Below are 14,378 nucleotides of genomic sequence, written 5' to 3'. Positions count from 1 at the left end.
ATTGGCCTTTTCATTGGAGGAATCGTTTATAAAAGCCATTAGCACGCCGCTATTGGCTTTTTCATTGGAGGAATCGTTCAAAAAAGCCATTAGCATGCCGCTATTGGCTTTTTCATTGGAGAAATCGTTCAAAAAAGCCATTAGCACGCCGCTATTGGCCTTTTCATTGGAGGAATCGTTTATAAAAGCCATTAGCACGCCGCTATTGGCTTTTTCATTGGAGGAATCGTTCAAAAAAGCCATTAGCACTCCGCTATTGGCTTTTTCATTTAAATCATTTTTCCAAAAAGCCATTAGGCTTCCAAAAGAATCAGATGTTCAGAGGCTCTTATAAAGTTCTACTCAATCTTTCCCATTTTTCATATATTGAATGGTCTCCCTCAGTCCTTTTTCATATGAAGTACGGGGTAGTGGTCCTATTTCGTTTTCATATTTTGACCCAGAAAGGATTGTTGCCTCATTGGCAATGTACTGCATCTCCAGCCCCTCTCTCATGTCCTTACCGGCAAACAGGCTAAAAAAAGCAAACATCGGTTTTGAAATGGAGTAGAGGGACTTTTTCTCTCCCAGTTCATTTTTTATCAATAGCTCCAGTTCATTACCTGTAATGGTCCTGTTAGCAGGAATGTTCCAGTTCTGTCCGTACGCTTTCGGGTGGAGCGCCAATGTGACCATTGCTTTGGCACCATCAGTGGTGAGGAGGAATTCTCTTGCAATAGTTTTCGGACCTACATATCCCGCTTTATTTTTCCACACTATTTGGTTCAACGTATAATGCATGTAGGTATTGGTTGCATTCGGACCATAAAAATCCGGAAAGTGCGCAATGAAAGCAGGTACGTCTGAATTGAAAATAAGTTGTTCCATTTCCAATCGGATTTTCCCTTTTTTCGTGTGCGGCCTTTTCTCTGTGTCCTCTGATAATAATTTTGCACTGCTTTTTCCATAAGCATAGATGTTATCGACAACCGCAAGCTTTGCTCCAGTCATTTCTGCAGCTTTTATAATGTTCTTTACGATAGGAAGTAACTTTTCTTTCCATTGTGAGTAAGGGATATTCAGGGCATGAAAAATTACATCACATCCTTCGGCTGCTTCTATTAGCTGTTGCGCATTCTCTGCATCTCCAGGCTGTATCGCCACTAATTCTTCTTTTCCAAATAGTCCTTCCAGTTTCGCCCCATCTCTTGCGAAAGCTACAGTCTCTATTCCTCGACAGACTAATTCCTTAACGATGGCATAGCCCATTCCACCTGATGCACCGATTACTAATGCTTTTCTCATCTAAAATCCCCCTTTAATTAACCATTGGTCAAATACTGATAAAAAATTTTACCCCAAAGATTTCAGGATAAAATCTACATGTCCTTTCGCTAACGGCTCCACTTCCTCGAAGCTTTCCTCACATCTGCAATAATGACTCACAAAACCATGCAGGGACAGAAATACGGACCAGGTTTTTTGAATGGATATCCTATGATTACTCAATGTGACGAGCGAGTATGCAAATTTCTCATAGGATTTATTAGGCCCTGTATTGATATAGTTACGTACATCTTCGTCACTCACCATAAACATCATTTCGTAATGGCTTTTGTTCTCAAGTCCGAATTGAATGAACTTCAAAAGCACTTCACGAATTTTCTCATCGTTTGTCAGATTAGATGCTAAAACCTCGTCCAGCCACTGATCCAACCACTTAAAATCGTTTTCGATCATTGCATAAAAAAGTTCCGCTTTATTTTTGAAATGATAGTATAGGGATCCATGGCTATAACCGAGTGATGAAGCTATCTGCCTCATCGAGACGTGCTGGTAGCCTTTGTTTGTAAACAGTTCCCGAGCTGCATCCATTATTTTATCTTGTGTAAGTTCTTCTGCGACAGATTTTCTTGGTGACATAAGGACTCCTCTAAATTAATTGACCACTGTTTAATTAAACTATATTGCGAATAGAAAATAATGTCAAGTGATTTTTAAACTTTTTCCAAAATTAAAAACCACCTTTTTAGTAAAAGGTGGCTCCTTGAAAAATCAATAACCTTGATCATATTTTTCCTGTGCTTGTGCAGTCCTTTTTGCATACGGCAATGCTTCCAAACGTTCATAGGGAATCTCTTCACCTGTATCAACGCACACACCATAAGAACCTTCTTCAATTCTGTGCAATGCTTCGTCAATTTCTCCAAGAACCTTATCATCGATCTGTTCAAAGGTTTGCTCTTGTTCCCGCTCGACACGCTCGGCATTTCCTTCTGCAAGGTGATTGCCGATTCCGGTTGTGATATCACCTGTCGATTCCCTCATGGACTCGTCAAGCAGGCTGTTTTCCTGTTTTTCCTCTATGCTCTTTTTCATTGCGGTCAGCTTCTGTTTCAACACACTAATTTCATTGTTTGATAATGTCATCATAATCTGCTCCCTTCTGTCTATAAGGAACATTCCCCTTAATCCGGAAATTGAAACGGATCGGGGTTCGTGATGAAAGTTGAAACTGCTTACTAATCGGTCAATGCTTCCAGTCTTTATTAACCTTCGATAATCTCATCCAATGCTTCATTTATTTTTTCATACTTGAAGGTATAGCCCTCCTGCTCCAGCCTTTCAGGTATCACCCATCTGCTTTTTAATATCAATTCGGTTTCCGTCCTTATGACGACTGCACCTATTTCAAGCAGCCATTCCGGGGATGGGAGACCGATTCTTCGATTCATTTTTTGCCTTAGGGAAGCCATGAACTCACGGTTTGAAATGGGATTTGGAGCAGCGACGTTAAATACTCCTGAAAGATTTTTCCGCTTTTGCAAGAAAAGGATGATTTGATGGACGTCTTCAATATGTATCCAGCTGAACATCTGATTCCCTGGACCTTGCACACCGCCAAACCCGAATTTCACCAGGTTCTTGAATGGAATCATCACGCCGCCATCTTTCCCAAGCACGATGGCAATCCTTAGCGCTATTTGCCTTGTGTGTGGAAGCTGAAATTGGAATAGGCTTTCTTCCCATGCCTTCGCGACATCCACTGAGAATCCTGTACCGATATCCCCATCCTTCTCCGTCATCGGCCTGTCCTCTGCATGGCGATAAATGGTTGCGGTACTGGAGTTGAGCCAAAGTTCAGGTGGCTGCCTAGTTTCCAGAATGGCTTTACCAAGTATTTCTGTCGTTTCCGTCCTTGATTTCATGATCATTTCTTTATTCTTTTCATTGTAGCGGCAATCGACAGACTTTCCGGCAAGATTGATCAGCATTTCCGACCCCTCTAGGGCAGCAATAATTCCTTTTTTATCATCCCAAGAGATATGTTGCGGCTGTCTGGAGATAATTTTCACTTCATAGCCTTTTTCCAGGAACTCATTTTCGAGATACTTCCCGATAAAGCCTGTTCCGCCGGCTAAAATAACCTTTTTATTCATATCGGCCCTGTCCTTTCTAAGATTTTTTGTCTTCCATATGTAATTTGATAAGCCATCGTACTAAATTATGGTATTCTACTTCCATCTTAACATTTAACATGGTACTAATGCTGTGATTTTCGGTATTTATATGGCTTCACTCTTTGAACTGATGTTGAAGAACCTTGATGAATTCCGGATATCAATGAAAATTTCGATATATCAATGATTTTGAACACGATATCAACGAAAATTTTAATATATCAATAAAAAATTCTATATATCAACGAAAATGAATCACATATCGATAAAACGCACAAAACGACAATTTTCGCACAACCTCCGTCCACATAACATCACAACTTCCCGCCCCCCTCCACAAAAAAAACGAGCCTCCCAAAACCGGAAGCCCGCCATCCAAGTCAATCCCCTATTCCACTGCGCCGCTCATTTCCTTTGTCACCATATCGCGAAGTGCCCGCTTGAGGAATTTACCTACAGAGGTTTTTGGGATTTCCTCCATAAAGATCACTTCATCCGGAAGCCACCATTTGGCGAACTGCGGAGAGATGAAGTCCAATATCTCCTGTTTCTCCACCTTCCCTTTATATGCTTCCTTCAGGACCACACACGCCACTGGCCTTTCCTGCCATTCATCATGGGGAACAGCCACCACGCTTGCTTCAAAGACTGCTTCGTGTGCCATGATGGCATTCTCCAGATCAACGGATGAAATCCATTCGCCACCGCTTTTTATCAGGTCTTTTGTTCGGTCGACTATTTTCACGACGCCTTCTGGATCGATGGTGACGACATCCCCGGTATGAAGCCAACCATCCTTGAAAGCATCACGAGATCGTTCATCCTTGTAATATTCGTCCGCGATCCATGGTCCCCGGAGACATAGCTCACCCATTTCCTGGCCATCCCATTTCACTTCCCCGTCAGGTCCAATTACCTTCATATCCAGTCCCGGGACAAGGAGCCCCTGCATGGATCGGATATCGAGCATCTTTTCTTCATCAAGACCAGTCTGATGGCTCTTCAGGCGGGAGACCGTCGCCAGAGGGGTCGTCTCGGTCATTCCATATGCATGTAGGAACGGGATGCCATATTTTGTCTCAAAGGCCTTGATCATCCCTCTCGGGGCTGCCGATCCTCCACAAAGGATGGCTCGCAGGCTGGATGTATCGTAATCCCCTTTTTCCAGTTCATTTAATAGCCCAAGCCAGATGGTCGGCACCCCTGCCGTGAGCGTGATATTTTCCTGCTCGATAAGCTCTGCAAGCAGCTGAGGCGTAAACTGCGGGCCAGGCAGTACCTGTGTCGTACCGAACCAGGTTGCTGCAAAAGGAAGCCCCCATGCATTCGCGTGGAACATCGGCACCACCGGCATACATATATCATATTCGGACAGCCCGGCAGTATCAGCCAGTCCAAGTGCAAAGCTATGGAGTACAAGGGATCGATGGGAATAGACGACCCCTTTTGGATTTCCGGTCGTTGCCGAAGTATAGCACATCCCGGCAGGGTCATTTTCATCGATGTCTTTTACAAAGGAATAGTTCGGGTCTCCTTCTTCCAATAAATCCTCATAGGAAAACACAGGGTGAAGCCTTGTCTCCGGCAGCTCTTTTTTATCCGTCATGATGATGAACGCTTTTACCGTGTCGAGCTGATCCTTGACCCGTTCCACGAGAGGCAGGAGATCTTCATCCACAAGGAGCACAACATCCTCGGCATGATTCACGATATAGGAGACATGCTCAGGGGCCAAACGGATATTGATCGTATGCAGCACTGCCCCCATACCAGGGATCCCAAAATAGGTTTCAAGGTGACGATGATGGTTCCATGCAAACGTCCCCACTCTATCCCCTCTTTGTACACCTAATTTCTCGAGTGCACTTGAGAGCCTTCTTGTCCGCTCCCCTATCTTCCTGTAGGAAAAGCGCTCGACACCTGAGAGTGTGCGGGAAACAACCTCTTTATTCGGGAAGAACTTTTCTGCTCTTTCTAGTAGCGAACTGACAGTCATAGGTATATTCATCATCTTGGATTACCCCTTCCTCATTCACTTTTTAATAGATTGCAGTTTTTCTGAACCGGTTTTCATTGCCGTACCTGTGAATCAAGCAGACTATTATGCTCACCTAGGCTTGGCGACTTGCCTGTACCCTTTACGGAACCATCATGCATACTCACTTCAAGATGACCTTCTTCTGTCCTATGCACCATTCCTTTATCCCGAAAATAAGGGAAGTTTTCCAATTCCCCCACTTCCAAAACTGGTGACAGACAGCAATCAACCTGTCTCCCAAATTCTATCCACTCCTGAAATGATTTACTTAGGAAAAGCTCATTCAGATCGCGATAAACAGGGTTGCTCTCTTTTTGACAGGAGAATTGGGCGTTTTTCCAATCGGGTCTGTCTATTGCTTTACAAAAGTTAATCCAGAACTTCTCCTCCAAAGCCGCAAGGGTGATAAATCTTCCATCCATTGTTTCATAGATTCCATAGCAGAGGATCTGCCCGTTAAGTTGTGAAATTCCATAGGGCTCCCCTGTCTCCTCATAGATTGCCAAATGATTTCCCATCATGGTGGCCATGACATCTGTGATGGAAATGCAATGATAGCTTCCTTTGCCGGTCCTTATCTTTGATAGAAGCGCTGCCAGTATGCGTTCGCATGCAGCAAAACTTCCAAAATAGTCGGCTATGGTGATGGAGGGATGAATGGGTCTGCCTGTTTTATCTTTCAACTGTGCTAATACACCGCTCAACGCCATATAGTTTAAATCATGGCTGCCAAGACTGCTCCATTCGCCCTTGTCTCCGTATCCAGTTATGGAACAATAAACGACTCTTTCGTTTCTCTTTTTGACAGATTCATAGTCAAGCCCCAATTTTTCCATCACACCTGGCCGATAGCTTTCCATTACAACATCTGCACTATCAATGAGGCCCAAAATCACATCAAGGGAGCCTTCCTTTTTCAGATCTACCGAAATGCTCTTTTTCCCCCGGTTGTTTGCAAGATAGACAATGCCTGTCCCATCCCTTTTCAAACCGGTATGACGGGCCGGATCACCCTGCACGGACTCGATCTTGATGATTTCCGCTCCGAGCTCCGCCAATCGTTGCGAGGCAAAAGGCCCCGGGAGGTAGTTGGTAAAATCAATCACTCTGATTCCTTCGAGCATCCCCTCTATCATGTGGAAGCTTTCTCTCCCGTGTAGATTTCCTCCATCTGTTTTCTCAGAACAAACTTCTGAATTTTCCCGCTCGCATTTCGGGGAAGCGCATCGACAAACATATATTTTCTTGGGCGCTTATATCGGGCGAGCCTTGCGCTGCTCTGACACCATTGATCCAACTCCTCTTCAGTCAGGGAAGGATCTTTTTTCACGACAAACGCAGTGACGGTTTCGCCCCAACTGTCATCAGGCAGACCGACTACAGCGATATCGAGTATTCCCTTATGTTCATAAAGGACATCCTCTACCTCACGGGGATAGATATTCTCCCCTCCGCTGATGATCATGTCATCCACTCTGTCTTTTACCCATAGAAAACCTTCCTCATCGAGATAACCGATATCCCCTGAGTGATACCAGCCTTTATGCATGGAGTGTTGTGATGCTTCCTCCCTGTTGAAGTATCCTTTCATCATGCAAGGTCCTTTTACGATGATTTCCCCAGCTTCCCCTGCCGGCATCATGTCATCGGGATCTGATGGGCCATTTTCATTCGGCCTTACAATACGGATTTCATGGTTCAAGCACGCCTGACCGGCAGAGCCTGCCTTTGTCAGCTGATCCTTTTCCGATAAAAAGGTGATGGCAGGGCCCATTTCAGTCATTCCATAAGCTTGTACAAGTGAAATGCCCAACTGCTCGTGACAGGCGCGTACAAGAGCAGGCGCCATTGGTGCTGCCCCGTATAACCCAAGCTTCAGGCTCTCCAAATTATAGGCGTTCAGGTTTTCCTGAAGGAGCATATTCCACATTGTCGGTGCTGCAAAGAACTTCGTTACCTTTTCCTCCTGAATCAGCTGCAGCACTTTTTTCGGCTCAAAATGATGTAGGATGACATTGCTTGCCCCCACATGAATTCTTGGAATCACCGCACAATGCAGCTCGGCACAATGAAACATCGGTGCTGTCACCAGACCAACATCATAAGCTTCCAGTCTGGTTGCCGCTATCACAATCAGGCTTTGCTCCGCCATTTCACGATGAAGGTGGACGACACCCTTTGGTCTTCCTGTCGTACCGCTTGTGTACATGATGGCATAGATATCACTTTCCAGGACATCCGAATCCACTACTCGATCTGAAGCTGAAGCTACCTTATCCTGAAAGCTTGCTGCATAGCTTGACGGTTCCCCGTTAATTTTCCAGAAGCTGATCTCCCCAAAGCGATTGGCGATCTGGGAAATTACATGATCAAGCGCCTGCTCCATCACTACGATCTTCGGTTGTGCATCCTCCAGAATATAAGCTACCTCTTCTGTTCCCAGCCGAAAATTGATTGGATTGAAGATAGCGCCGATTTTTGCACAAGCGAGCATGGTTGAAGCCAGTTCTTCCGTGTTAAAAAGGAAAGTGGATACCCTGTCCCCTTTTTTCACACCCGCCTGAACAAACGCATTGGCTAGTTTGTTCACTTCATGATCCCATTCTTTATAGGTTAGGCGGACATTCTTCCTTACATCAAATATCGCTTCTTTATCAGGAAACTTCTGTACGGCAAGATCAAAGATTTTTCCTATGGTAATAGACATCTTTCTCCTCCTGAACCTCGTAGTTTAGGTTAACCGTTCAATAATTGTCGCGTTCGCCATCCCGTGACCTTCACACATCGTCTGCAGCCCATACCTTCCTCCAGTCCGCTCGAGTTCATGCATCATGCTCACCATGATCCTTGCCCCGCTAGCCCCAAGCGGATGACCAAGTGCTATCGCCCCTCCATTCGGGTTCAGCTTAGAGGGATCTGCCCCTGTCTCCTTCAGCCATGCCAACGGAACAGGCGCAAATGCCTCATTCACTTCGAAAATGTCGATATCTTCTAGCGATAGACCGGACTTCTCCAGAACTTTTTTCGTGGCAGGGATTGGGCCTGTCAGCATCAAGGTCGGGTCCGAACCGACCACTACCCTTGTATGGACTTTGAAACGGGGCTTCAATCCAAGCTCTAAAGCCTTTTCTTTTGTCATGAGAAGAAGTGCCGCAGCACCGTCACTGATCTGACTTGCATTGCCTGCATGGATCACTCCATCCTCTTTGAATACAGTCCTCAATGCTCCAAGAGCTTCGACAGAAGTCTCTGCCCTCGGACCGGAATCCTCTCTTATGACAGTGGTCGACCCATCAGGCTGTTTGACTTCGAGTGGCATGATTTCCTTTTCAAAATAGCCCTCTGCCTGTGCTTTCAATGCCTTCTGATGACTCTCATAGGAAAAGCGGTCCAAATCCTCCCTTGTGAAACCATATTTTTCGGCAATCCTTTCTGCCGACAATCCCTGGTTTATTATTTCGTAGCGTTCCGTCAGCTTGTCACTGAATGGTGCCTTCTGATAGTTGGATCCCATCGGCACACGCGACATATTCTCCACACCGCCTGCAATCACGATATCCATGTCCCCAGCCAAAATCGCCTGGGAGGCAAAATGAACAGCCTGCTGACTGGACCCGCATTGGCGGTCAAGGGTGGTGCCAGGCACTTCGATCGGAAAACCGGCAATCAAGGCAGCTACCCTGGCAATATCACCTGCCTGTTCCCCGGATTGTGTGACGCAGCCCAGAATAACATCCTCTACCATACCTGCATCTATGCCTGCCCTGTTAACCAGTTCCTTCAAAACTTCGCCGGCCAGATCATCCGGTCTCATATCTTTTAAAAGTCCGTTTCTTCTTCCTACAGGGGAGCGTACCCCTTCGACAATGACGACTTCTCTCATGTTGCATAACTTCCTTTCTTTATAGTCCCAGATTTTTTGCTATGATGGTCTTCATGATGTCATTTGTCCCAGCATAGATGCTCGCGACCGGAATATCACGGTATCTTCTTGCAATTTTGTATTCTTCCATATAGCCATATCCACCATGCAGCTGCATGCATTGGGTTGCGATATTGCGGGCGATCTCCGTCAGCTTCCACTTTGCCATGGAAACTTTCGTGACTACATTTTCACCTTGCATATGCTCCCCGATCAATTTATCGAGAAACGCCCTGCCCATTTCGACGTCCGTCGCCATTTCCGCTATCTTGAATTGAGTGTTCTGGAATTGGCTGATCTGCTTCCCGAATGCCTCCCTGCTTTTGACATAGTCAATCGTGTCCTGCAGCATCTCCTCAGACGCAACCTGGGCACCGATTGCAACAAGCAGGCGCTCCTGCTGCAGCTTATCCATCAAGTACAAAAAGCCTTTTCCTTCTTCACCCAAGAGATTCTCTTTTGGCACTTTGCAATCTTCAAAGTATAACTCTGCAGTGTCCTGACAATGCAGTCCCACCTTATCCAGCTTCCTTCCCCTGCTGAAGCCCGGGTGCCCCCTCTCGATGACAAGAAGACTCACACCTTTATGCTTTGGCTGGATCTCCGTATCCGTCTTACATGCCACGATTACCAGGTCGGCATGGATGCCGTTTGTGATAAAGGTCTTTGCACCATTTACAATGTAGTGGTCACCGTCAAGCCTTGCTGTTGTCTTGATATTCGCAAGATCCGATCCCGTTCCAGGTTCTGTCATCGCGATTGCAGTAATGGTTTTTCCAGTAACGCAATGGGGCAGCCAGCGGTCCTTCTGCTCATCGGTCCCAAATGAGGTTAGATATGGTACAACAATGTCATTATGAAGCGCAATCCCGATCAAGCCCGTACCTACCCGTTCCAGCTCTTCGTTGATAACAACCGAATAGCCCCAGTCAGTTTCACTTCCTCCATACTTTTCATCGATATCGGGGCATAGATAGCCCTGTTCCCCCATCTTCTCCCAAAAAGACCTGGGAATGATTCTGTTTTCTTCCCAATCCTCATAAAAGGGATACGCTTCCTTCTCCAAAAACTTCCTTAATGACTTTCGGAATTGATGATGCTCTTCCGTCAAGTATGGATGCTCCAAAACTCCTTTTTTCATTGAAAGCGATTTCATTTTACCACCTCTAAGCCTTCACTTTATTTAGTTGCTGACGCAGCTGATATTTCAGTATTTTCCCGGATGCATTTCGGGGAAGTGCCTCTTCGATAAAAATCCTTCTTGGTACCTTGTAGCCAGCGAGCTTCTGGCGGCAGAACTGCTTCAGTTCCTCTTCGTTCACCACCTGGTCCTGATGTGGGACAACAACGGCACAAACCGCTTCACCCCATACCTCGTCAGGGAGTCCGATGATTGCCGCCTCCAAAACCTGAGGGTGTTCATAGAGAACTTCTTCGACTTCAATGGAATAGACATTTTCACCGCCTGAGATGATCATATCTTTTTTGCGGTCCACCAAGGTGATATTACCTTCTTCGTCAACTGTGGCCAAATCTCCTGTATAAAGCCAGCCATCTTTTAGCGTCGCTTTCGTTTCTTCTGGCTTTCGATAATATTCTTTCATGATCGACTCGCCACGAAGGATAAATTCACCGACAGCACCAGGTTCTATCTCCCGGCCCGCTTCATCGACCACCTTGGCTTCCGTCAGGAATGAAGGCTTGCCGTTTTTCCCCAGATGGTTCTTATGGCCATTTGGATCCAGCAGTATCCCATTTGGTCCTGCTTCTGTCAGTCCGCAAAGATTGTAGAATTGATCATTTTTAAAAAGGTTCATGCTCTTCTTTACAAGTTCCGGTGCCATCGGTGCAGCTCCATATCCGCATCGTCTGATGGATGATAGATCATATCGGTCAGCATCAGGGACCTGCAGCAGGAAGTTGAACATGGCCGGGACGCCAAAGAAGTGGGTGATCCGATGCTCCTGTATCGCCTGAAGGGTATGCACAGGATGGAAGTCCCTGTGAATATAATGGGTTGCGCCAAGTACAACTCCCGATACAAGAAAAAGATTCAACTGAGCTGAATGGAACAGCGGGGCGATATGTAGGAAACGCTCTTGTTGATTGATCCCCATACTGATCATCATCGATAAGCCAACATTGAATATTCGGCGATGATCGAATAATGCGCCTTTAGGGCGGCCTGTCGTTCCTGATGTATAGAGGATTTCCAGATCATCGGTTTCTGTGACCGCAACATCGGGATCCGATTCGTTTTCAGAAAGGATTTCATGGTAGGATCGATGTTCAGCGATTTTTGGTGTTCCCACGACCACCACCTTCATAACAGAAGTACCTTCCATCGCCTTCTGGACTACCCCTTCAAATTCGCTGTCGCATATTACAGCTTTCGCCTCCGACTGTCCGAGGATATAGCTTATTTCCGATGAAGTTAATCGAAAATTCATCGGTACGATGACAGCACCTATTTTTGCTCCCGCAAAATAAGAGAACACAAAATGGTCGGAATTCTTCATCATGAAAGCGATTTTGTCCCCGTGGGCAAGGCCCATATCCAGTAATCCATTTGCCAGCCTGTTTACCTCGCGATTAAAATGGTCGTAAGTGTAGGACCTGTCCTCACAGCTTATCGCCAGTTTATCAGGCACCTTTCTTGCATTTTGCGATAGATACATTCCAATGTTCATCTTTCATCCTCCTTTTATGGGTGTTAAAAGTTTAGATGCAATAATTGTGCCAATATAGTAAACGTTGTTAAATCTACCTTTTAAAACAATAATTTAAAAAAGTGTCCGTTAAATGGACACTTCTGACATGACACTGTAAATGGATTGGACTGCTCGTTTTTTCACTATATCAGCTGATACTTTTTAATTTTTTCATAGAGTCCAGATCTGCTTATCCCCAAAATCCTTGCAGCCTTGGCTTTATTTCCTTTTGTCTTTTCCAACGCATTTTCGATTGCGTTCCTTTCTGCGCTTTCAGCCATTTTCTCTTCCGGCAAATAGGTAGGTATGTATTTTTCACGCCGCACTCCCACCATATATTCAGGCAGATCTTCAAGCTGGACTCTTCCATGCTCCGCAAATGTCATCGCCCTTTCCAGGACATTGCGAAGTTCTCTTACATTACCAGGCCATTGATAGGTTTCAAGGATAGCACTTGCTTGAGGTTCCATGCCTGTGATTGAGGTATTTAATGCGGCATTCAATTCTGTCAGCATTTTACCGATCAACAGATGAATATCGCCCACTCTATCCCGGAGAGGTGGGATATGAAATGAAATCACATTCAAGCGATAATATAGATCCTCACGGAATGTCCCCTCTTTTACCATCTCTTCCAGGTTACGATTGGTAGCGGCTATAATCCTGACGTCCACTTGAATCCTCTTGGTCCCTCCAACCCGGTAGAATTCCCTTTCCTGTAGTACACGCAGAAGTTTTGCCTGGAGATTCAAAGACATATCACCTATTTCATCCAGAAACAGTGTCCCTCCATTGGCAAGATCAAACTTCCCTACCTTCCCTTTATTCCTGGCACCCGTAAAAGCTCCATCTTCATAGCCAAAAAACTCTGATTCCAAAAGGTCTTCAGGGATTGCTGCGCAGTTGACTACGACAAACTTTCCTTCTTTTCGTGCTGAACTGTTGTGGACAGCATGAGCGAACAATTCTTTCCCCGTACCACTTTCCCCGCGGATCAGAATGGTTGACCGGCCCTTTGCAGCCTTCACGGCACTTTTCTTCAGCTTTTCCATATAGGGGTCTTTGCTTATGATATGGTCCCAAGTGAATTTGGCAGACTCGGCCTTCTGATATTGGGAATGGTAATAGTTCGCTTTGTTTTCGGCTTTCTGAAGTTTTTTGAATAGCTCACTGACTTCATTCAGCTGCCGGTACATGATTTTCCCGATCGCACCCACCACCTTGCCATCCTGCAATATCGGGATGCGATGAACGATATATTTTATCCCATTGATCTCTTTGAAATCACTGACTTCTGCCGTTTCGCTCTCATAAACTTTCGACAATTGAAACTGTGGAAAAACGTTATCCGCCTTTTTAAAAAGAATGTTTTTCTGTTCCATTTGGAAAAGTTCCAACAAAGAAGGACTTACCATCTGTATGCACTGTTTTTCATCTGTCATCATTATCCCATCGTATGCATGATCGATGGCAGTCTGAAGGGACAGCTTCAAGCTTTTTACTGATTCAAGCTCCTGTGCAATGCTTTCTACCTCCGACAAATCCTGAAACAGGAAAATATGTCCCACCCTATTTCGTTCATTCTGATAACTTATCATCGTGAGCACCGCTTTCAACCGATCGAGCTTTATTGGTTGTATAGTGTCAGTATGTTTTATTGCTTGTCCGATTTCGGGTAAAACCGTCAATAATTCAGCCGAATGAAGCTCTGAAGTTGATATTCCCAACATTTTGCATACCCGCTCATTGGAATAGATGACCCGCTCGAACTCATCTGTCATCATTACCCCGATGGTCGAATGTGTCAAGACAGTTTCAAGCTGTTCCTTTAATGTATTGGTCGCTTTCAAGAGGCTTAATACCATATCGGTTTTTGTGAAAAGCCCCATTACCCGCTCCCCGTGATCCACCACAACGCCTGTACCGACCCTGCTTGTCCGGACAATCCCCTCTACTTCTTCATAGGTGGCCGTGATCGGAAGCGTCGATACCTTTTTCTTTATGTATTCTTCGATCGATGTCTCCAGGTCCCTTTTATCCATTATCATTCGATAAAGGCTCGACCTTGTAAAAACACCTACCAATTTATCCCCTTCATCCGTTACGGGCAATAAGTTCCACCCATTTTGTTTCATGATTTCCAAAGCTTCTTTCAAGCTAGTATGTATCGTTGTGCTATCCTGTACAGGTGTTATCATATCTTTTAATGGAATCATCCTTAATCCCCTTTTCCATCAGATACTACCATTGTAAAGGATTTTCTTTTT

The 14,378-nt window shown here is 45.2% G+C and carries 12 protein-coding genes; all 12 read right to left on the bottom strand.

Annotation, left to right across the window (positions count from 1 at the left end; genetic code table 11):
• Window positions 1-294, bottom strand: a 294-nt coding sequence (locus tag JOC95_RS16845; RefSeq protein ID WP_204418360.1) for a hypothetical protein, incomplete at its 3' end; no start/stop codon positions are given.
• 48 nt (window positions 295-342) lie between these two features.
• Window positions 343-1,284, bottom strand: coding sequence for an NAD(P)H-binding protein (locus tag JOC95_RS16840; RefSeq protein ID WP_204418359.1), 942 nt, complete (start codon window positions 1,282-1,284; stop codon window positions 343-345).
• 48 nt (window positions 1,285-1,332) lie between these two features.
• Complete coding sequence (locus JOC95_RS16835; protein WP_204418358.1) at window positions 1,333-1,902, bottom strand: TetR/AcrR family transcriptional regulator; 570 nt, start codon at window positions 1,900-1,902, stop codon at window positions 1,333-1,335.
• Window positions 1,903-2,034: 132 nt separating this feature from the next.
• On the bottom strand, window positions 2,035-2,412 hold the full coding sequence (locus JOC95_RS16830) for a TraR/DksA family transcriptional regulator (protein WP_239582977.1): 378 nt from the start codon (window positions 2,410-2,412) through the stop codon (window positions 2,035-2,037).
• 116 nt (window positions 2,413-2,528) lie between these two features.
• Window positions 2,529-3,419: a TIGR01777 family oxidoreductase gene (locus JOC95_RS16825; RefSeq protein ID WP_204418357.1), complete on the bottom strand. Its 891-nt coding sequence runs from the start codon at window positions 3,417-3,419 to the stop codon at window positions 2,529-2,531.
• 409 nt (window positions 3,420-3,828) lie between these two features.
• Window positions 3,829-5,451 carry a long-chain fatty acid--CoA ligase gene (locus JOC95_RS16820; RefSeq protein ID WP_204418356.1) on the bottom strand — a complete coding sequence of 541 codons (1,623 nt, stop codon included), beginning with the start codon at window positions 5,449-5,451 and terminating at the stop codon, window positions 3,829-3,831.
• Between the two features lie 59 nt (window positions 5,452-5,510).
• On the bottom strand, window positions 5,511-6,614 hold the full coding sequence (locus tag JOC95_RS16815; RefSeq protein WP_239582976.1) for a CaiB/BaiF CoA transferase family protein: 1,104 nt from the start codon (window positions 6,612-6,614) through the stop codon (window positions 5,511-5,513).
• Window positions 6,611-8,185 carry a fatty acid--CoA ligase gene (locus tag JOC95_RS16810; protein WP_204418355.1) on the bottom strand — a complete coding sequence of 525 codons (1,575 nt, stop codon included), beginning with the start codon at window positions 8,183-8,185 and terminating at the stop codon, window positions 6,611-6,613. Before JOC95_RS16810 ends, JOC95_RS16815 begins: the two co-directional genes overlap by 4 nt.
• A 24-nt stretch (window positions 8,186-8,209) precedes the next feature.
• Window positions 8,210-9,361 carry a thiolase family protein gene (locus JOC95_RS16805; RefSeq protein WP_204418354.1) on the bottom strand — a complete coding sequence of 384 codons (1,152 nt, stop codon included), beginning with the start codon at window positions 9,359-9,361 and terminating at the stop codon, window positions 8,210-8,212.
• Between the two features lie 19 nt (window positions 9,362-9,380).
• On the bottom strand, window positions 9,381-10,556 hold the full coding sequence (locus tag JOC95_RS16800) for an acyl-CoA dehydrogenase family protein (protein ID WP_419096262.1): 1,176 nt from the start codon (window positions 10,554-10,556) through the stop codon (window positions 9,381-9,383).
• A gap of 10 nt (window positions 10,557-10,566) precedes the next feature.
• Entirely contained in the window at window positions 10,567-12,090 is a 1,524-nt protein-coding gene (locus JOC95_RS16795) for a class I adenylate-forming enzyme family protein (RefSeq protein WP_204418353.1), read from the bottom strand.
• 164 nt (window positions 12,091-12,254) lie between these two features.
• Window positions 12,255-14,327: a sigma-54-dependent Fis family transcriptional regulator gene (locus JOC95_RS16790; protein WP_204418352.1), complete on the bottom strand. Its 2,073-nt coding sequence runs from the start codon at window positions 14,325-14,327 to the stop codon at window positions 12,255-12,257.
• Window positions 14,328-14,378: the final 51 nt, after the last annotated feature.

The sequence above is a fragment of the Sutcliffiella tianshenii genome (assembly GCF_016908565.1).
Taxonomy (GTDB): domain Bacteria; phylum Bacillota; class Bacilli; order Bacillales; family Bacillaceae_I; genus Sutcliffiella_A; species Sutcliffiella_A tianshenii.
The sequence above is the reverse complement of the archived record's forward strand: the minus strand, read 5'-3'. Positions and strand labels throughout refer to the sequence as shown.

Bases quoted from the DNA above. Each gene is read 5' to 3' on its own strand.
- JOC95_RS16815 (WP_239582976.1), bottom strand. From the start codon at position 6,614: ATGATAGAGGGGATGCTCGAAGGAATCAGAGTGATTGATTTTACCAAC.
- JOC95_RS16820 (WP_204418356.1), bottom strand. From the start codon at position 5,451: ATGATGAATATACCTATGACTGTCAGTTCGCTACTAGAAAGAGCAGAA.
- JOC95_RS16790 (WP_204418352.1), bottom strand. From the start codon at position 14,327: ATGATTCCATTAAAAGATATGATAACACCTGTACAGGATAGCACAACG.
- JOC95_RS16825 (WP_204418357.1), bottom strand. From the start codon at position 3,419: ATGAATAAAAAGGTTATTTTAGCCGGCGGAACAGGCTTTATCGGGAAG.
- JOC95_RS16830 (WP_239582977.1), bottom strand. From the start codon at position 2,412: ATGATGACATTATCAAACAATGAAATTAGTGTGTTGAAACAGAAGCTG.
- JOC95_RS16835 (WP_204418358.1), bottom strand. From the start codon at position 1,902: ATGTCACCAAGAAAATCTGTCGCAGAAGAACTTACACAAGATAAAATA.
- JOC95_RS16800 (WP_419096262.1), bottom strand. From the start codon at position 10,556: ATGAAATCGCTTTCAATGAAAAAAGGAGTTTTGGAGCATCCATACTTG.
- JOC95_RS16795 (WP_204418353.1), bottom strand. From the start codon at position 12,090: ATGAACATTGGAATGTATCTATCGCAAAATGCAAGAAAGGTGCCTGAT.
- JOC95_RS16810 (WP_204418355.1), bottom strand. From the start codon at position 8,185: ATGTCTATTACCATAGGAAAAATCTTTGATCTTGCCGTACAGAAGTTT.
- JOC95_RS16840 (WP_204418359.1), bottom strand. From the start codon at position 1,284: ATGAGAAAAGCATTAGTAATCGGTGCATCAGGTGGAATGGGCTATGCC.
- JOC95_RS16805 (WP_204418354.1), bottom strand. From the start codon at position 9,361: ATGAGAGAAGTCGTCATTGTCGAAGGGGTACGCTCCCCTGTAGGAAGA.